This is a genomic window from Hymenobacter coccineus, from assembly GCF_001816125.1.
Taxonomy (GTDB): domain Bacteria; phylum Bacteroidota; class Bacteroidia; order Cytophagales; family Hymenobacteraceae; genus Hymenobacter; species Hymenobacter coccineus.
Map to the genome: position 1 here is coordinate 63,943 of NZ_MDZA01000415.1, position 16,162 is coordinate 80,104.

The following is a 16,162-nucleotide window of genomic DNA, read 5'->3' on the forward strand; positions in this document are numbered from 1 at the left end:
TATGAACCAACGCCTCGCCCACGTTACGGTACTCGTCCGCAATTATGATGAGGCCATTGCTTTCTACACCAACGTATTAGGTTTCAGCTTGGCGGCCGATGCCGACTTGGGCGATGGCAAGCGCTGGGCAGTGGTAGTGCCACAGGGCCCCACCGGCGGCTGCGGCCTGCTGCTGGCCGAGGCCCACACCGAGGCGGAACAGCGCGCCGTGGGCCAGCAGGGCGGCGGCCGGGTCTGGCTGTTCCTGCACACCGACGATTTCTGGCGCGACCACCCCGTGCTGCAAGCCCGCGGCCTGCGTTTCCTGGAGGTGCCCCGCACGGAGCCCTACGGCCACGTCGCCGTGTTCGAGGACCTGTACGGCAACCGCTGGGATTTGCTGGAGCCGCTGGGCGGCTAGTCGCCGAGGTGCACGCGGCGCATGCCGGTGCGTAGGCCGGCCGTGCAATGCACCACGTAGTAGCCGGCGGGCAGTTGGCTCACGTTCAGTTCAATGGGTTTGGCGCCGGCCATCACGTTGCGCGTGAGCACCGGCCGGCCGGTGGCGTCGTTCACCTCGATGGTGGTGGGGCCCGGGGCGTTGGTGTGCACGGCAAGCTGCCGGGTGGTGGGGTTCACCTCGGCCTTGATTTTGAGCGCCGTGGGGTCGGCTGCGGGCGTGGCGGGGGCCAGCGCCACGTGGGCAATGGGGGCCGCGGGTGCCTCAGGGGCCGCGGCGGGTTTGGTGGCCATTGGCCCCGCGGCGAGGGGCTTGGCCGGGGCCGCTTTAATTGGGGGCTTGGCGGCGGCCTTGGCCTGGGCGTGGGCAGCGGGAGGAACCAGGGCCAAAACACCGCCGCAAAGGATAAAGAATAGAATTTTCATAACGATCAAAAGAATAAAAAAAGCCGGTAACGACGGCATAGATAAAAGTACGTAATGGCCCGCCAATCACGCGAATGCGCTGTGCCAGGGGCCCCGGCTGGCCGGAGCGAGCGAAAAATAATTGGCTACTGCTTGCACCGGGCGCGCCAAACGCCTTACCTTTGTCGCTCCAATTACCCATCGGGGTGTAGCGTAGCCTGGTATCGCGCCAGCATGGGGTGCTGGAGGTCGTAGGTTCGAATCCTGCCACTCCGACTTGAAGGGCAACCGCTCTTGAAAGCCCTCGGACTTTTTGTTCGAGGGCTTTTTTCGGCCGCTTCGGTAATTGGAAATAGAAACGGGTGCCGCCCTATCGGCCCCAGTTTCGGGGTGTAGCGCAGCCCGGTAGCGCGCGTCGTTCGGGACGACGAGGCCGTAGGTTCGAATCCTGCCACCCGACCCACAAAAAGCCGGCTCTTCTTCCTCAGAAGGGCCGGGCTTTTTTGTGGGTACTGGGAAAGGATACATTTGCTGGAACATTCCACGTTTTCACGTTTCCTTTCCACGTTCATGAAGAAAGTATTTCTACTTGCATTACTGGCCTTTGCTGCTGGTACCGCTCACGCACAGACGCCACTCACCAAAGGCAAAGGCCTGCTAACGGGCACTATCGGCTACAGCCGCGTAAGCAGCGACCCGGGGGTGGCAAGGGACCTTTTTGAGTTTGCTCCTAAAGTGGGCACATTCGTAGCCGATAATTTGGCGGTAGGCATTAGCGCCAGCATCAGCCTCTACAGTGGTAATGGGGGCAGCTTTGGTAGTAATATGTATACTGTGGGGCCCTTCGCCCGCTATTACCGGTTCGTGGACGGCGATAAATTTGCGCTATTCGGTCAAGGAAGCCTGGGCTACACCCGCACGAATGAGACAGGTTCCGGTGGCTACAACCAAGGCTACTTGAGCGTAACGCCGGGGCTGGCCTTCTTTCCCATTCCGCGTTTTGGTTTGGAAGCTTCCCTGCGGGGCCTCTCCTACGCCACCAACTTCGACGGTGCCTCCACGCTGGATTTGGGGTTTAGCTTGAATAATTTTCAATTAGGTGCAGCTTACTACTTCGGTAAATAGCTTTTACATTCCTCAAATACACAAAAAAAGCCCGGTAGCTCACCGGGCTTTTTTTGTGCGCGCTGGGGGCCCTACTTCACGCCCACCCACACCTCGGCGGTTTCGCCGGGGCCGAAGCGCTCGAGGTAGAAGTTGCGGGGCGTTAGTTTCTGGTCCTTCACCGCGTCGAGTGCAGCGGGGTAGAGCTTGTTGGGCGAGAGCAGGTAACTGACGCCGTCCACGCGGGCGGCCACCACGCGCTGGCCGGCGGGCACTAGGCGGTAGCGCAGGCCGGCGGGCAGGGGCCGCAGCGTGTCGGCCACGGCTAGGCCAATGAAGGCGCGCACAGTGTCGTGGGCTGCTTCGGGGTTGTTGTAGTAGAGGTTGGCCAGGGCAGCCCCGGGCAGGCGGCCCTGGTCGAGCACTTGCTTGGCCCGGCGGAACAGGGGCCCAAACCCGTCGCCTTGCGCCGAGCCGGCGTAGGCCTGGCCGGCCAGAAACACCGGGGCGGTGGTGGTTTCGAGGGCCACGGTGGCGGGGCGTAGGCCGCCGAGCCAGGCGTAAGCTCCCACGGCCAGCCCGCTGAGTAAGATAACAGCCAGGAAAATATAGCGAGTATTCATGCCGCAAAGGTAGCGGCGGGGGCCCCGTGGGCGGGGTTAATACACCAAATCGGGGTGGCCGCAGAGCAGCGTATCGCTATCCTCACCGACGAAATAGCCGTAGAGGTAAAATGTGGTAACCGTTGCTTGGGGACGCTGCCCAGGGGCTGTGCCGGGAGCCGCCTGGGCAAAGCCCGCGCTGGTAATGGTAGCGAAGTGAGCGAGGGCTTCCGATAAGTCTTTCATTGTGCAAAAAGTCTATCATTTCATTCAACGGGCTGCCTAACTATTCGGAGCCAAGGCCCCTATTGGATTTTGACCAGTCCCTAGGTTTCGGCAGGCGGCACTTTTGGCGGGGTGAATAGCTATAAAAATCGGCTTAACGAACCCCAGTAGCCAGCGGCTGTTGCTAGGCAGGCGTAGCTTCGCGGCCAGTTTACTTACCTCATTTGACCATGGCCTTGCCCATTTCTACTGCCGCTGAAGCGGTTTCGACGGCGCCGGCCGATGCGGCGGTGGGCCCCCTCACGGTGGCCGGGGCGGGGCTGGTGGGCTCGCTTCTGGCGCTGTACCTGGCCCAGCGTGGCCACGCGGTGCAGCTGCTCGACCGCCGCCCCGACCTGCGCCTGCGCCAGCGCAGCGAGGGCCGCTCCATCAACCTGGCCCTGTCGGACCGGGGCTGGCGGGCCCTGGAAGGCGTGGGCATTGCCGACGACATTCGCCAGGTTAGCATTCCGCTGTATCGCCGCGTGATGCACGACCGCCAGGGCCAGCTCACGGGCCAGCCCTACGGCGCCGCAGAGCAGGCCATCTACTCCGTCAACCGCGACCAGCTCAACCGCACGCTGCTCGATTTGCTGGAGGAGCGGCCCAGCGTGCAGCTGCGCTTTGGGCAGCAATTGCAGCGCCTCGACTTGGCCGGCCGTACCCTGCACCTGCGCGACGTGGCCACCGGCCAGGAGCACGCCGAGCCCTACACCGAGCTGTTTGGGGCCGACGGGGCGTTTTCGTCCGTGCGCGGGGCCATGCAGCGCACCGACCGCTACAACTACTCGCAGGACTACCTGGAGTACGGCTACAAGGAGCTGACCATTGAGGCGGGCCCCGATGCTTCCTGGGCCCTGGAGAAAAACGCGCTCCACATCTGGCCCCGCGGCCAGTACCTGATGATTGCGCTGCCCAACCTCGACGGCTCGTTCAACGCCACCCTGTTTTTTCCCTACGAGGGCCCCACGAGCTTCGCCGCCCTGCCCGACGCGGCGGCCGTTACGGCCTTCTTCGCCGCCGAATTTGCCGATGCCGTGCCGCTGATGCCGCGCCTGGCCGAGGAGTTTTTTGCCAACCCCACCGGCTCGCTCGTCACGGTGCGCTGCTTCCCGTGGCACACGGCCGGCGTGCTGCTGCTCGGCGACGCGGCCCACGCCATTGTGCCCTTCTACGGCCAGGGCATGAACGTGGGCTTCGAGGACTGCACCGTGCTCGACGGCCTGCTCGATGCCCACGGCGACGCCGACTGGCCCGCCGTGATGGCGGAATTTGAGCAGCAGCGCAAGCCCAACGCCGACGCCATGGCTGACCTGGCCCTCTACAACTTTGTGGAGATGCGCGACCGGGTGGGCGACCCGCGCTTTTTGCTTCAGAAGCGCATCGAGAACAAAATCGCCGCCCTGCACCCCACCCGCTGGGTGCCGCTCTACACCCGCGTCACGTTCTCGCACCTGCCCTACGCCGAGGCCTGGGCCGCCGGCCAGCGCCAGGATGCGGTGATGGCCCAGCTCATGCCTCACATTCAGACCGAAGCCGATTTTAACGGCCCAGCTGTGCAGGCCCGCTTGGCCGAGGAGCTAGCGCGCGCCGGCGTATAGGGGCCCTACAGGAACGAAACAGAAACATCCGGACCGGTAATGAGTTTTGCTGGCTCAACGGCTATCTTTAGCCTTGCCAACGGTGCTTTTTGCCCAGTAGTTTTACCAGCCGCGCTCCTTGTTTATGCTCACCTGCGCCATCATCGACGACGACGAAATCAACCGCCTTACTTTGGAGCACTACGTGAGCCTCACGCCGGGCTTGGAGCTGAAGGCCTCGCTGGCCGACGGCATTGCCGGCCTGGCTTACCTGCGCGAGGGCCACACCGTGGATTTGCTGTTTCTCGACATTGAGATGCCCCACCTCAACGGCCTGGAGCTGCTGCGCCTGCTGCAAGACCCGCCCGCCGTCGTCATCACCACCGCCCGCCACGATTTTGCCGTCGATGCCTTCGAGTTGCAAGTGACCGATTACCTGGTGAAGCCCTTCGAGTACGGCCGCTTTAGCCAGGCCGTGGAGCGCGTGCGTCAGCATCCGCGGCCCAGCGCCGCCCCGGCCGGGGCCCCCGAGGCGCCTGCCAACGCTGACGTGTTTGTAAAGGTGAACAGTCGCATGGTGCGCATCAATTTCGACGACGTGCGCTACGTCGAGGCCCTGTCCGACTACGTGAATATTGTCACGGCCCAGCAGAAATACATCGTTTACACCACCCTCAAGGCCCTGGAGGCGCGGCTGGCCGTGTTCCCCAATTTCGTGCGCGTGCACCGCAGCTACCTGCTCAACACCCAGCACATCGAATCCATTGAGGACAACACCGCCAACCTGAAGGGCGGCTACTACGTGCCCATCGGCAAGTCGTACCAGGAGAGCTTTTTTAAAGGGCTCTCGAAGATGTAAGGACGAAACAGAATTTTGCTGGGGCCCCGGAAGCTGCACTTGTTGCAATTTCCGGGGCCCCTCGTTTTTAGGGCCCCCAAACCCGCACGTGGGCCCTGGCACGGCAAAGTTTAGCCAACGGCCGGCCCGGCCCCGCCGTACTTTCGCGTACCATGACCGACACCGCCGCCGCTGCCCCCAAGAAGCTTTTCCTGCTCGACGCTTTTGCCCTCATCTACCGCTCGCACTTCGCGTTCAGCAAAAACCCGCGCATCAACTCCAAGGGCCTGAACACGGGGGCCGTGCTTGGCTTCACCAACACGCTGGTGGAAGTGCTGCAAAAGGAGCGGCCCACCCACATCGGCGTGTGCTTCGACGCGGGCAAAACGTTTCGGCACGAGCAGTTTCCGGCCTACAAGGCCCAGCGCCAAGCCATGCCTGAAGATATTGGTACGGCCATCCCCTACATCAAGCAAATCATCGAGGCCTTCCACATCCCCATCCTGATGATGGCGGGCTACGAGGCCGACGATGTGATTGGCACCCTGGCCCAACGCGCCGAGGCCCAGGGCTTTGAGGTGTTCATGATGACGCCCGACAAGGACTATTGCCAGCTCGTGACGGAGCGCATCAAAATCTACAAGCCGGCCTTTATGGGCAATGCGGCCGAAATCCTGGACGTGGCCCATGTGCTGGCCCGCTTCGAGGTGGAGCGCGTGGAACAGGTCATCGACATCCTGGGCTTGCAGGGCGACGCCTCGGACAACATCCCTGGCATTCCCGGCATCGGCGAGAAAACAGCCAAAACGCTCATCCAGAAGTACGGCTCGGTGGAAAACCTACTGGCCCACGTGGATGAGCTCAAGGGCAAGCAGCAGGAAAACGTGCGCAATTTCGCCGAGCAAGGCCTGCTGAGCAAGGAACTGGCCACCATCCACGTGAACGTGCCGCTCGACTTCGAGGCCGACAAGCTGGTGCTCGACGCGCCCGACGAGGCCCGCCTGCGCGAGCTGTTCGACGAGCTGGAGTTCCGGCAGCTGGCCGCCCGCGTGCTGAGCGAGGGGCCCCCGCGCACCCCGGCCAGTGTGGCCAAGCCCGGCACCACCGGGGCCCGGCGGCCCAAGCCGGTGGCCGGTGGCCAAGCCTCGCTCTTCGGCAACCCCGGCGACGAGGCCGTGGCCATCGGCGCCGAGGAGGGCGAAACCGGCCACGATGGGGCCCCCGCCGGGGCCCGCCGCCGGCTTGAAGACGTGCCCTATCAGTACCATTTGATGGACACGCCTGCGCGGCGCCAGTCGCTGCTGCACTTCCTGCTGCGCCAAACCGAGGTGAGCTTCGACACAGAAACCACGGGCCTGGACACGATGACGGCGCGGCTCGTGGGCCTGAGCTTCTGCTACCGGCCGGGCGAGGCCTACTACGTGCCCGTGCCGGCCGATGACCTGCCCACCGCCCAAGCCATTGTGGACGAGTTCTGCCCGTTTTTCAGCAGCCCCGACATCCTCAAAATCGGCCAGAACATCAAGTATGACTTGAGCATCCTCAAGCACTACAAAGTGGAGGTGGCGGGGCCCCTGTTTGATACCATGCTGGCGCACTACCTCATCGAGCCCGACATGCGCCACAACATGGACGTGCTGGCCGAAACCTACCTGCACTACGCCCCGGTGCCCATCACCGACCTCATCGGGCCCAAGGGCAAGAAGCAAATTACGATGGCCGACATTGCCCCGGCCCAGGTAAAGGACTACGCCTGCGAAGACGCCGACGTGACCTTGCAGCTCAAGCATGTGTTCGAGCCGATGCTCAAAGAGTTGGGGCTGTTGGAGTTGCTGAACACCGTGGAGAACCCGCTGGTGCCGGTGCTGAGTAGTATTGAGTACGAGGGTGTGCGCATCGACTCGGTGGCGATGGGCGAGTACTCGGCCGAGCTGCAAGGCTACGTGCAGGAGCTGGAAGCGCAGATTTTTACCGAAGCCGGCCAGGAGTTCAACATCGGCTCGCCCAAGCAGCTCGGCGAGGTGCTGTTCGATAAAATGGACATCGGCCGGGGTAAAATTAAGAAGACCAAAACCGGCCAGTACGCCACCGGCGAGGAAATCCTGAGCCAGCTCGCGGCCGAAAACCCCATTGCCGCCCTCATCCTGGAGTACCGCCAGCTCAGCAAGCTGCGCAGCACCTACGTAGAGGCCCTGCCCCAGCTGGTGAGCGTGGTGGACGGCCGGGTACACACCAACTTCAACCAGGCGGTGACGGCCACCGGCCGCCTGAGCAGCACCAACCCGAACCTGCAAAACATCCCGATTCGCACCGAGAAGGGCCGCGAGATCCGCAAAGCCTTCGTGCCGCGCGACGACCAGCACCTGCTGCTGGCCGCCGACTACTCGCAGGTGGAGCTGCGCATCATGGCCGACTTCTCGGGCGATGCGACGATGATCGAGGCCTTCCGCCAGGGCATCGACGTGCACAGCAGCACGGCCAGCAAGGTGTTCCGGGTGCCGCTGAGCGAGGTGGACGCCGAGATGCGCCGCAAGGCCAAAACCGTCAACTTCGGCATCATCTACGGCATCTCAGCCTTCGGACTGGCCCAGCGCATCGGCATCAGCCGCAAGGAAGCCACCGACATCATCGACACCTATTTCCAGGAATTCCCGTCGGTGAAGCAGTTCATGGACGACAGCATCAACCGGGCCCGCGAGCTGGAATACGCCGAAACGCTGCTCAAACGCCGCCGCTACCTGCGCGACATCAACTCGCGCAACGCCACGCTGCGCGGCTACACCGAGCGCAACGCCATCAACGCCCCCATTCAGGGCACGGCGGCCGACATCATCAAGCTGGCGATGATCAACATCTACCACTGGCTGCGCGAGGAGAAGCTAAAAACGCGCATGATCCTGCAAGTGCACGACGAACTCGTGTTCGACGCCGTGCAGGAGGAAGTGGCCTATATCACCCCCAAGATTAAGGAACTGATGACCCAGGCCCTGCTATTGCCCCGCGGCGTGCCGCTGGAAGTAGAGGTGGGCACCGGCCGCAACTGGTTGCAGGCGCACTAATTAGCAATACCATTTTTCGCCGACCTTTGAGCCGCTTCCTGTCTAATTAGGGAGCGGTTTTGCGTTATGAAGGGTGTAATAATACTGCTGTTGTGCACCCTGCTGAGCCAAGGGGCCCTGGCACAACACGCAGCCGAGCTAACGGCCTTGCTCCAGCGCTACGGCGTGCCCGGGATGCAGGTAGTGTACACCAAGGGTAAAACTGTGGAGGCTTACAACCTGGGGGTGCGCGAGGCGGGTGCCAACCAGCCCGTTACGGCTGCCACCACATTCGAAGCGGCGTCGCTGGGCAAGGAGATGCTGACCTATGTGGCCCTGCGCCTCCACGACCGCAACCTGCTCGACCTCGACAAGCCGCTGCTGCAATACCACGACTATCCCCGGCTGCACGGCCAGCTCCGCGCGGCCCGCATCACGGCCCGCATGGTGCTGGCGCACATGGCCGGCCTGCCCAACTGGGCCGAGAATCCTACGGGCCCCGGCTGGAAAACTTCGGTGCTGGTGCTGAAATACGCGCCCGATAGCTGCTGGAATTACTCGGGGGAGGGCTACGCATTTCTGCAGAAAACGCTGGAACAGCTCACGGGCAAGTCGTTTGAAACACTGGCTACGGAGGAGATATTTAAGCCTTTGGGGCTGAAAAATAGCAGTTTTGTGTGGCGCGAATCCTTTGCCGCCACGGCCAGCGCCGGTCACGACGGCACGGGTAAGCCCACCCCCATCGACCACTTCCCAGATGCCAACGCCGGGTTTAGCCTGTACGCCACGGCGGCCGACTATAACCGCTTTTTGCAGGCGTTCCGCACGGGCCAGGGCTTGCGGCCGGCCACGGCCCGGCTGCTACGCACACCGGCCACGGCCGCCAACCGCTGCGGCCAGCCCGCCGTGGCGGCCGATCCCTACATTGCCTGGGCTTGCGGCGTGGGGCTGGCCACTACCAGCCAGGGCCCCGCCCAGTGGCAATGGGGCGACAACGGCAACTTCAAAGGCTTCTTCATGACGCTGCCTGATAAGCAGGAAAGTGTATTGATTTTTACCAACAGCGCCAATGGTGCCCAACTGGCGGAAAAAGTGATACAGTTGTTTTTTGGCCCCGGCCAATACTGGGCCACGCAGTGGCTAGCCGAATAAAGTATTGACTAGTAGTAAAATAAATTTATAACTAAGCCGAAAACCGCTGTTCACCGTATAGGCGGGCTTTCAACTAATCTGCTCGGAAGTCATGCTGCACAAAGCCATTCACACGACAACCCTCCAAAACGTCGCCCGCGGGCTCATGGGCACCTTCATGGTTATGGCTGGCACGGGGCACCTCACCTTCGTACGGAAAGACTTCCAGGCGCAAGTGCCCGATTTCGTGCCTTTTAATAAGGACACGGTCGTGTTGCTCTCGGGGGTGGTAGAAATCGGCTTGGGCTTGAGCTTGCTGCTGCTGAAAGGAAAAAATCGTGTGCGCCTAGGCGTGGGCCTAGCTGCATTCTATGCCGCCGTATTCCCTGGCAACATTCACCAGTACACTCATCACCTCTCCGCCTTCGGCCTCGACACCGATGCCAAGCGGTTCGGTCGGCTGTTTTTTCAACCCGTGCTGATTGCCGGGGCGCTATGGTCCACCGGGGCCCTAAAAGTGCTGATGAAGAAGAAGTAGGGCGCGCTTCATTTACCACGTCCGACGTAAACCACGGCCTGGCAGTAGCTGGCAAACGCATGATACCAAGTAGCAAACCCCCAATGGATAGGCCCAGCCAAAAAGGCGTAGTGGCCGAACTAACTAGCATGCTGACGAAAGGAAACGCTCACGCAACCTTTGAGGAAGCCTGCGCGGACTTGAAGCCGGCGCAGTGGAACCAGCATGTACCGGATGTGCCCTACACCATTTGGCAATTGGTTGAGCATATACGTATTGCGCAGTGGGATATCGTCGAGTTTTGCCTCGAGCCCCGCCATGAATCGCCGAAATGGCCGGACAGCTACTGGCCCGCCCCCGATGCTACCGCCGACGAAGACCAGTGGCAGGAAACGCTTGACTACATCCGGCAGGACCGGCAGCGCTTTCTGCATTTGCTACATGCCCCGGGCACCAACTTGCTGGCGTCCCTGCCGCACGGCACCGGCCAGACTATCCTGCGCGAAGCCTTGCTCATTGCCGACCACGCGGCTTACCATACCGGCGAAATTATTCTGGTGCGTCGCCTATTGCACGCTTGGAAATAAAAGGTAGTGTTGGCAAAAGCTTGTCTTCCAAAAGCCGATAAAAAGCCGGGGCCCCAGCGCACACTTGCGTTGCCCCGGCTTTTTGCTGGGTAAGCGAAACCTACTTTTTCTGGGTTTTCACCTTCTTGCCCGAAGGCTTGTCGGTAATCTCCTCTTCGTTTTTCTTTTCCTTGTTCTTGGTGGCGGGGTCGGTGTGTTTCGGGGTGCTGGTGGTCGTAGCCATGGTGTGGGTTTTTTGAGGATGGATGCGCACCGTGTACGCGCGCCGGGGCTCCGGCGTTGGGTTGAATTAGGGGCGCGGGTCGAGCTCTCCAGCGGCCAGCACGCGCAAGGCACTGGTTTGGTAAGGGTTGAGCGAGTCGGCGGCCACGCGGCGTAGGGCGTCGCGGGCGGCGGCGGGCTGTTGGGCCCGCCAGTAGGCCATGCCCAAGTGGTAAAGGGCCCGGCGCGCCAGAGGCCCCCCCATCACCTGGGCCAGGCGGTGTAGTGGCAGCTGGGCCGCCTCGTTATTCCCCGATTGCAGCAAGAACAGGCCCCGGTAGTAGTTCAGCGTGTCGGCCCCGATTTCGTTGGGCGACAGGCGGCCCAGCGTGTGCAAGGCGGTGGGGTAGTGGCCGGCGCGGTACTCGGCCAGGGCCTGGGCCAGCAGCGGGCGGCTGCGCGCTTGGCCCGTCGAAAGTGCCAAGGCAGGATCGAGGCGGTAGTAGGTGGCCCAACCTTCTTCGCGCTGGGGGGCGCGGCTTGTCGCCCACCAAGCCACGGCGGTGCCCAGCGCCACCAGCAGCGCGGCGGCGGCCCACAGCAGGCTGCGCCACCGGTGCCGCCGGCTGATGCGTTGGAGCCGGGCCAGCGAAGTGGTGCGCTGGTCGAGGCGGCGGTCGAGCAAGTGCAGGCGCAGGCGCAGCGTGTCGTGGCCGGCGGCCCAGCGCAGGTCGGCGGCAAACTGCTCGTAGGCGGCGTGGGCGGCGGCCAGGTCGGCGTCGGTGGCCAGGCGCTGCTCAAACGCCTCCTGGGCGGCCTCGTCCAGGGCCCCGTCGGCGAAGCGCTCCAGCGCGTCGAGGTGCCCGCGGAAGCCGTGGGGAGGATCCATCAAATCCACCAGCCGGCGCAGGCACGCCCCTTTCTGGCGGCGGGCCACGGCGGGGTTGGCAAAGCCCAGCTTGCCGCTCATGCGCCCAAAGTTGTAGCCGTGGAAGTAGAAATACGTCAGCAGCCGCTGGCAGTCGGGCCCCAACTGGTGGAACTGCACCAGCCGCTGCTGGCGGCGGCTGGCCTCGGCGGCGGGCAGGGGGGCGGCCGCAGCGGCCAGCCGCAGCCCGGCCAGCTGGTTCACGTGGGCCGGCACGTCGGGGGGCAGGCGCGTGAGGCGGCCGTCGGATACCTGGTCGTAGAAATCGAGCAGGGCCCCTTGCAGCAGCACGTGCGCCGCCGGGGCCCCAAGTTGGTGCTGGCGCAAGGCCCAGCGGGCAAACACGTCGCGGCGCTGCTGATAGAAATCGACGAGAAATTTCTGGTTGCCAACGCGCAAGTGCGCCAGAACCTCAGCAAGTGGCGTAGACATAATAAATAGTACTTAAATATGAACAATAATGAATTAAACAATTGAATGACAATATAAACTAGTATTTTTAAATGAAGGTATGACTTGTTTGCAAATCGTCCAAGCCGCGGCTGGGGGCCCCGGGGCCCGCGGGCGGGGCGGCGGGGCCATTGTACCTTTGGAACATGCAAACCACCGCCCCTGCCCGCCTCCGCGACGCCGCCGTGTTCGGCCTCATCGACCAAGAGAAAACCCGCCAGACCCACGGCCTGGAACTGATTGCGTCCGAAAACTACGTGTCGGACCAGGTGATGGCCGCCCAGGGCTCCGTGCTCACCAACAAGTACGCCGAAGGCCTGCCTGGTAAGCGCTACTACGGTGGCTGCGAGGTGGTTGACCAGGTAGAGCAGCTGGCCATTGACCGCGTAAAGGAGCTGTTTGGTGTGGCCTGGGCCAACGTGCAGCCCCACTCCGGGGCCCAAGCCAACGCCGCCGTGATGCTGGCCTGCCTTAACCCCGGCGATAAAATCCTGGGCTTCGACCTCAGCCACGGCGGCCACCTCACCCACGGCTCGCCCGTCAACTTCTCGGGCAAGCTCTACCAGCCCAGCTTCTATGGCGTGGAGCAGGAAACCGGCCTGATCGACTGGCAAAAAGTGAAGGAAATTGCCCGCCGCGAGCGCCCCAAAATAATCATCTGCGGCGCCTCGGCCTACTCACGCGACTGGGACTACAAAACCCTGCGCGAAGCCGCCGACGAAGTGGGGGCCCTGCTACTGGCTGATATTTCGCACCCGTCCGGCCTCATTGCCAAAGGTCTGCTGAACAGCCCGTTCCGGCACTGCCACATCGTAACTACCACGACTCACAAAACCCTGCGGGGCCCCCGCGGCGGCCTCATCATGCTGGGCCAGGATTTCGACAATCCCTTCGGCCTGAAGACGCCCAAGGGCGAAATCCGGGCCATGTCGGCCCTGCTCGACTCGGGCGTATTCCCCGGCACCCAGGGCGGGCCGCTCGAGCACGTAATTGCCGCCAAGGCCGTGGCCTTCGGCGAGGCGCTGAGCGACGATTTCACCGATTACGCCAAGCAGGTGGCGGCCAACGCCCAGGCGCTAGCGGCCGGCTTCACGGGCCTGGGCTACAATATCATCTCGGGCGGCACCGACAACCACCTGATGCTGATTGACCTGCGTTCGAAGGGCCTCACCGGTAAGCTGGCCGAAAACACGCTCATCAAGGCCGACATCACCATCAACAAGAACATGGTGCCGTTCGACGACAAGTCGCCGTTTGTAACCAGCGGCATGCGCATTGGCTCGGCCGCCATCACCACCCGCGGCCTGGGCACGGCCGACATGGGCCGCGTCGTCGAGCTCATCGACGAGGCCCTGACCCACCACGCCGACGACACCCGCCTGGGCCACGTGCGCCGGCAGGTGAACGCCTGGCTCCAGGATTACCCCCTCTTCGCCTAACTTTCGTAGGTGCCCCAGCGCGGGCCCGGTTGGTGGGCCCGCGCTGCGGGCCCCACCGGCGGGGTCCGCGAAGTTGTTTACCCCAATTCCTGTTCTGTGCAACCGCAACCGCAAATTTCCCCCTCGCTGGGCGACCAGCACGAAATGTCCTTCATCGACCACCTGGAGGCGCTGCGCTGGCACGTCATCCGGGCGGCGATTTCGGTGGTGGTGTTTGCCACAATTGCTTTCTTCTCGAAGAATTTCCTCTTTCACACCCTGATCCTGGGGCCCTCGCGCGCCGACTTCTGGACTTACCAGATGTTCTGTAAGCTGGGCAAAGTCTTCGGGAGCACCGAGCCGTGCGCCGACCACGTCAACTTCATCATCCAGAACCGGGAGATGAGCGGGCAGCTCTCGATGCACATCAGCACGTCCGTTATTGCGGGCTGCATCCTGGCTTTCCCGTACCTGTTTTGGGAATTGTGGCGCTTCATCAAGCCCGGCTTGTACCCGCACGAGCGCCAGAACTCGCAGGGGGCCGTGTTTTTTGTGTCAATTCTCTTCATCTCGGGCGTGCTGTTCGGCTACTACATCGCCGCCCCGATGAGCATCAACTTCCTGGCCGGCTACACCGTCGACGCCAGCATCGAGAACCAGATTGACCTGCAGAGCTACCTGAGCACGCTCACCACTATGACGCTCTCGTGCGGTCTAGTATTCGAATTGCCCATGATCGTGTTCTTCCTGGCCAAAGCCGGCATGATCACGCCCGAAATCATGCAGCTCTACCGCAAGCACGCCATCGTGGTCATTCTGGTGCTGGCCGCCATCATCACCCCGCCCGACGTTACGGCCCAAATCATCGTCACCATTCCCATCATGCTCCTTTACGAGCTTAGCATTCACATTGCCCGCGTGGTCCGCCGCGGCGACGCCGCCCGCCTCAATGCGAAACTGGCCCGCCAGCAAGCTGAGGAAGCCGCCCACACCGCCATCGGCCCGCCCATGAACTAATTCTGAATCTCAGCTTCATTCGATGGGGCCCCAGCCATGGCGCCTTCAGCGGCCGCGTCCCCATCCTTATATATACACACTAACTAATATGCGCCTGAACCATCTCACAATCCTGGGGGCCCTAATCGCCGCTAGCGCCGTTGCCAGTTGCCAGCAAAAGCCCGCTTCTTCTGCCTCCGACGCAGCCCCGGTTGTTGTCGATAATACGGTCGCCTCCCCTCCAGCCACTGGGGCCGCTACCGAAGCCGCGGCGCGCACCGCCATCAGCCGTTACTTGCAAGGCCAACCCAATGCCAACCTGTACGTTGTCGATTCAGCCCGCGCCACCGACCTCGGGGCCTACTGGCAAGTGCTGGTACCCCGCACCGATTGGGCCCGCCGCATGCCCAACCGCGCCGCCTTTGAAGTGAACAAGCAAACTGGCACAGTGCAAACGCTGCTAGTAAAGTAGGTAGGTTGTAACACACCGCAAAGCAGCGCCACGAACACAGGAGAAAGTGAAGAGCATCTAATTAGACTATCAAGTGGCAGACAGCGCAAAAGCACGAGGGCGTACTGAACCAATGCATCCTATTTAAAAGTCTATTCTGCCTAAAGCGTGGTTTTCTCAGCCACCCAGTTAGGTTATTTGTGAGGATTAATTGAGTATAGCTGTATAGCGCCAAAGCATCTACTTGTTTCATTGAGTTGCTCAGGCGGCGCAACAGTTGTCTTTTGGCTGTGCGCTCCTGCGCGCATTCATCCGTTTCGGCCGCTTCCTACAATACTTAGCTGAAAGAGATACGAGCAAGTATACAGGTGGATTAATTATAGTAAGCCTTTCAATACTAAGATTTTGCTTATTGCCTAAACATGAATCTTATGTGTAAGTCAGAAATTCATATCTAGTTAAATAGAAACAGATGATTTTTAGACCACCGCCGATTTTTAAACCTTTCATCTAATTTCAGGTAATTTAGTGGTTTACTTTCAAAACGTTAAGTTTCATTAAGGACACCGTTTGTTAAATACTCTGGCAGCACCTTGTTTTCTCGGAGAGTTTTTCTACCTTTGCACTCCCAAACGGGGAAATGACTCGAAGAAGTAATACGGAAAGCTTGTCGTTGCACACATAAGTATTGAATCGGTGGTGATGATGGGTTACTGAAACAGATTAGAAGAAATCTGCTAAAAGTTGTAAAGCCAATATAATTTCTTACCTTTGCACTCCCCAAAGGAAAATGAGTAGCTGAATCTGCTAGGTTTTGTTAAGTGATACGATTGCTTCGATAGGAAGCAACAAAATTTGAAAAGCTAAGCAAATTAAAAATAATAATTCACTTTGCTTTTACCAAATAATTACTTACCTTTGCACTCCCAATCGAAAAGAAAGGGGTTTGGCTAAGAAAAAGGGGGCTGGTTGGCCGGCCCGCACGGTTGCTTCAACAGGAAGCGGCGTACGTTCTTTGAATGACGGAAATAGACAAATAGTAAGGGAGCCGGCCGCGCGAGCGGCCGGCTCAACAACGCGAATCGAAGCAGCAACGCCACCACGTGAGCGAAGCGAGCCAAGACAGCAGCCCATTTTCGAATGGGTGAAGGATATTATACAATGGAGAGTTTGATCCTGGCTCAGGATGAACGCTAGCGGCAGGCCTAATACAT

16 protein-coding genes and 2 tRNA genes are annotated in these 16,162 nt (G+C 61.2%); 13 read left to right on the forward strand and 5 right to left on the reverse strand.

The genetic code is table 11. From position 1 onward, the window contains the following. Position 1: 1 nt before the first annotated feature. On the forward strand, positions 2 to 400 hold the full coding sequence (locus tag BEN49_RS19810; RefSeq protein ID WP_070746155.1) for a VOC family protein: 399 nt from the start codon (positions 2 to 4) through the stop codon (positions 398 to 400). Here BEN49_RS19810 and BEN49_RS19815 read toward each other — a convergent pair. Beyond that, positions 397 to 864: a T9SS type A sorting domain-containing protein gene (locus BEN49_RS19815; protein WP_070746156.1), complete on the reverse strand. Its 468-nt coding sequence runs from the start codon at positions 862 to 864 to the stop codon at positions 397 to 399. The two genes, BEN49_RS19810 and BEN49_RS19815, sit on opposite strands and share 4 nt — an antisense overlap. Before the next feature lie 181 nt (positions 865 to 1,045). On the opposite strand from BEN49_RS19815, the gene BEN49_RS19820 reads away from it, so the two are divergent. From BEN49_RS19820 to BEN49_RS19830, 3 genes are all read left to right on the forward strand, one after another. Then, positions 1,046 to 1,119: transfer RNA gene (locus BEN49_RS19820), tRNA-Pro, on the forward strand. A gap of 109 nt (positions 1,120 to 1,228) precedes the next feature. Continuing rightward, positions 1,229 to 1,306, forward strand: a tRNA-Pro gene (locus tag BEN49_RS19825). A 107-nt stretch (positions 1,307 to 1,413) separates the two neighbouring features. Next, positions 1,414 to 1,968, forward strand: a complete 555-nt coding sequence (locus BEN49_RS19830) for an outer membrane beta-barrel protein (protein WP_070746157.1) — start codon at positions 1,414 to 1,416, stop codon at positions 1,966 to 1,968. A gap of 71 nt (positions 1,969 to 2,039) precedes the next feature. Here the strand turns inward: BEN49_RS19830 and BEN49_RS19835 are convergent, their stop codons facing one another. Then, the gene (locus tag BEN49_RS19835; protein ID WP_070746158.1) at positions 2,040 to 2,570 is read right to left on the reverse strand and encodes a hypothetical protein; all 531 of its coding nucleotides are present in this window, start codon (positions 2,568 to 2,570) and stop codon (positions 2,040 to 2,042) included. A 36-nt stretch (positions 2,571 to 2,606) separates the two neighbouring features. After that, positions 2,607 to 2,795: a hypothetical protein gene (locus BEN49_RS19840; RefSeq protein WP_070746159.1), complete on the reverse strand. Its 189-nt coding sequence runs from the start codon at positions 2,793 to 2,795 to the stop codon at positions 2,607 to 2,609. 209 nt (positions 2,796 to 3,004) lie between these two features. Here BEN49_RS19840 and BEN49_RS19845 point away from each other — a divergent pair, with 209 nt between their 5' ends. The 6 genes from BEN49_RS19845 (at position 3,005) to BEN49_RS19870 (ending at position 10,504) form a co-directional block, all read left to right on the forward strand. Beyond that, complete coding sequence (locus BEN49_RS19845) at positions 3,005 to 4,414, forward strand: FAD-dependent oxidoreductase (RefSeq protein ID WP_094123198.1); 1,410 nt, start codon at positions 3,005 to 3,007, stop codon at positions 4,412 to 4,414. 124 nt (positions 4,415 to 4,538) lie between these two features. Next, positions 4,539 to 5,252, forward strand: a complete 714-nt coding sequence (locus BEN49_RS19850) for a LytR/AlgR family response regulator transcription factor (RefSeq protein ID WP_070746160.1) — start codon at positions 4,539 to 4,541, stop codon at positions 5,250 to 5,252. Positions 5,253 to 5,404: 152 nt separating this feature from the next. Then, positions 5,405 to 8,290: a DNA polymerase I gene (gene polA, locus BEN49_RS19855; RefSeq protein WP_070746161.1), complete on the forward strand. Its 2,886-nt coding sequence runs from the start codon at positions 5,405 to 5,407 to the stop codon at positions 8,288 to 8,290. A 66-nt stretch (positions 8,291 to 8,356) separates the two neighbouring features. Continuing rightward, entirely contained in the window at positions 8,357 to 9,421 is a 1,065-nt protein-coding gene (locus BEN49_RS19860; RefSeq protein WP_070746162.1) for a serine hydrolase domain-containing protein, read from the forward strand. Between the two features lie 91 nt (positions 9,422 to 9,512). Continuing rightward, positions 9,513 to 9,938, forward strand: a complete 426-nt coding sequence (locus BEN49_RS19865; protein WP_070746163.1) for a DoxX family protein — start codon at positions 9,513 to 9,515, stop codon at positions 9,936 to 9,938. A 128-nt stretch (positions 9,939 to 10,066) separates the two neighbouring features. Then, positions 10,067 to 10,504, forward strand: a complete 438-nt coding sequence (locus BEN49_RS19870; RefSeq protein ID WP_239692026.1) for a DinB family protein — start codon at positions 10,067 to 10,069, stop codon at positions 10,502 to 10,504. Between the two features lie 100 nt (positions 10,505 to 10,604). On the opposite strand, the gene BEN49_RS30235 is transcribed toward BEN49_RS19870, so the two are convergent. Both BEN49_RS30235 and BEN49_RS19875 read right to left on the reverse strand, forming a co-directional pair. Next, positions 10,605 to 10,727: a hypothetical protein gene (locus tag BEN49_RS30235; protein WP_262490227.1), complete on the reverse strand. Its 123-nt coding sequence runs from the start codon at positions 10,725 to 10,727 to the stop codon at positions 10,605 to 10,607. Between the two features lie 66 nt (positions 10,728 to 10,793). After that, the gene (locus tag BEN49_RS19875) at positions 10,794 to 12,065 is read right to left on the reverse strand and encodes a tetratricopeptide repeat protein (protein WP_125917043.1); all 1,272 of its coding nucleotides are present in this window, start codon (positions 12,063 to 12,065) and stop codon (positions 10,794 to 10,796) included. A gap of 164 nt (positions 12,066 to 12,229) precedes the next feature. Between BEN49_RS19875 and glyA the strand changes: the two genes are divergently transcribed. The 3 genes from glyA to BEN49_RS27200 all read left to right on the forward strand — a co-directional run bounded on the left by glyA (position 12,230) and on the right by BEN49_RS27200 (position 14,969). Next, complete coding sequence (gene glyA, locus BEN49_RS19880) at positions 12,230 to 13,522, forward strand: serine hydroxymethyltransferase (RefSeq protein ID WP_070746166.1); 1,293 nt, start codon at positions 12,230 to 12,232, stop codon at positions 13,520 to 13,522. 96 nt (positions 13,523 to 13,618) lie between these two features. Further along, entirely contained in the window at positions 13,619 to 14,518 is a 900-nt protein-coding gene (gene tatC / locus BEN49_RS19885) for a twin-arginine translocase subunit TatC (protein WP_239692027.1), read from the forward strand. Between the two features lie 88 nt (positions 14,519 to 14,606). Beyond that, on the forward strand, positions 14,607 to 14,969 hold the full coding sequence (locus BEN49_RS27200) for a hypothetical protein (protein WP_125917045.1): 363 nt from the start codon (positions 14,607 to 14,609) through the stop codon (positions 14,967 to 14,969). Positions 14,970 to 16,162: the final 1,193 nt, after the last annotated feature.

Excerpts from the sequence above, each read along its gene's own strand:
- BEN49_RS19815 (WP_070746156.1), bottom strand. The coding sequence starts at position 864 with ATGAAAATTCTATTCTTTATCCTTTGCGGCGGTGTTTTGGCCCTGGTT.
- BEN49_RS19835 (WP_070746158.1), bottom strand. The coding sequence starts at position 2,570 with ATGAATACTCGCTATATTTTCCTGGCTGTTATCTTACTCAGCGGGCTG.
- BEN49_RS19865 (WP_070746163.1), top strand. The coding sequence starts at position 9,513 with ATGCTGCACAAAGCCATTCACACGACAACCCTCCAAAACGTCGCCCGC.
- BEN49_RS19840 (WP_070746159.1), bottom strand. The coding sequence starts at position 2,795 with ATGAAAGACTTATCGGAAGCCCTCGCTCACTTCGCTACCATTACCAGC.
- BEN49_RS19830 (WP_070746157.1), top strand. The coding sequence starts at position 1,414 with ATGAAGAAAGTATTTCTACTTGCATTACTGGCCTTTGCTGCTGGTACC.
- BEN49_RS19845 (WP_094123198.1), top strand. The coding sequence starts at position 3,005 with ATGGCCTTGCCCATTTCTACTGCCGCTGAAGCGGTTTCGACGGCGCCG.
- BEN49_RS19810 (WP_070746155.1), top strand. The coding sequence starts at position 2 with ATGAACCAACGCCTCGCCCACGTTACGGTACTCGTCCGCAATTATGAT.
- BEN49_RS19875 (WP_125917043.1), bottom strand. The coding sequence starts at position 12,065 with ATGTCTACGCCACTTGCTGAGGTTCTGGCGCACTTGCGCGTTGGCAAC.
- polA (WP_070746161.1), top strand. The coding sequence starts at position 5,405 with ATGACCGACACCGCCGCCGCTGCCCCCAAGAAGCTTTTCCTGCTCGAC.
- glyA (WP_070746166.1), top strand. The coding sequence starts at position 12,230 with ATGCAAACCACCGCCCCTGCCCGCCTCCGCGACGCCGCCGTGTTCGGC.
- BEN49_RS19850 (WP_070746160.1), top strand. The coding sequence starts at position 4,539 with ATGCTCACCTGCGCCATCATCGACGACGACGAAATCAACCGCCTTACT.
- BEN49_RS30235 (WP_262490227.1), bottom strand. The coding sequence starts at position 10,727 with ATGGCTACGACCACCAGCACCCCGAAACACACCGACCCCGCCACCAAG.
- BEN49_RS19860 (WP_070746162.1), top strand. The coding sequence starts at position 8,357 with ATGAAGGGTGTAATAATACTGCTGTTGTGCACCCTGCTGAGCCAAGGG.
- BEN49_RS27200 (WP_125917045.1), top strand. The coding sequence starts at position 14,607 with ATGCGCCTGAACCATCTCACAATCCTGGGGGCCCTAATCGCCGCTAGC.
- BEN49_RS19870 (WP_239692026.1), top strand. The coding sequence starts at position 10,067 with ATGCTGACGAAAGGAAACGCTCACGCAACCTTTGAGGAAGCCTGCGCG.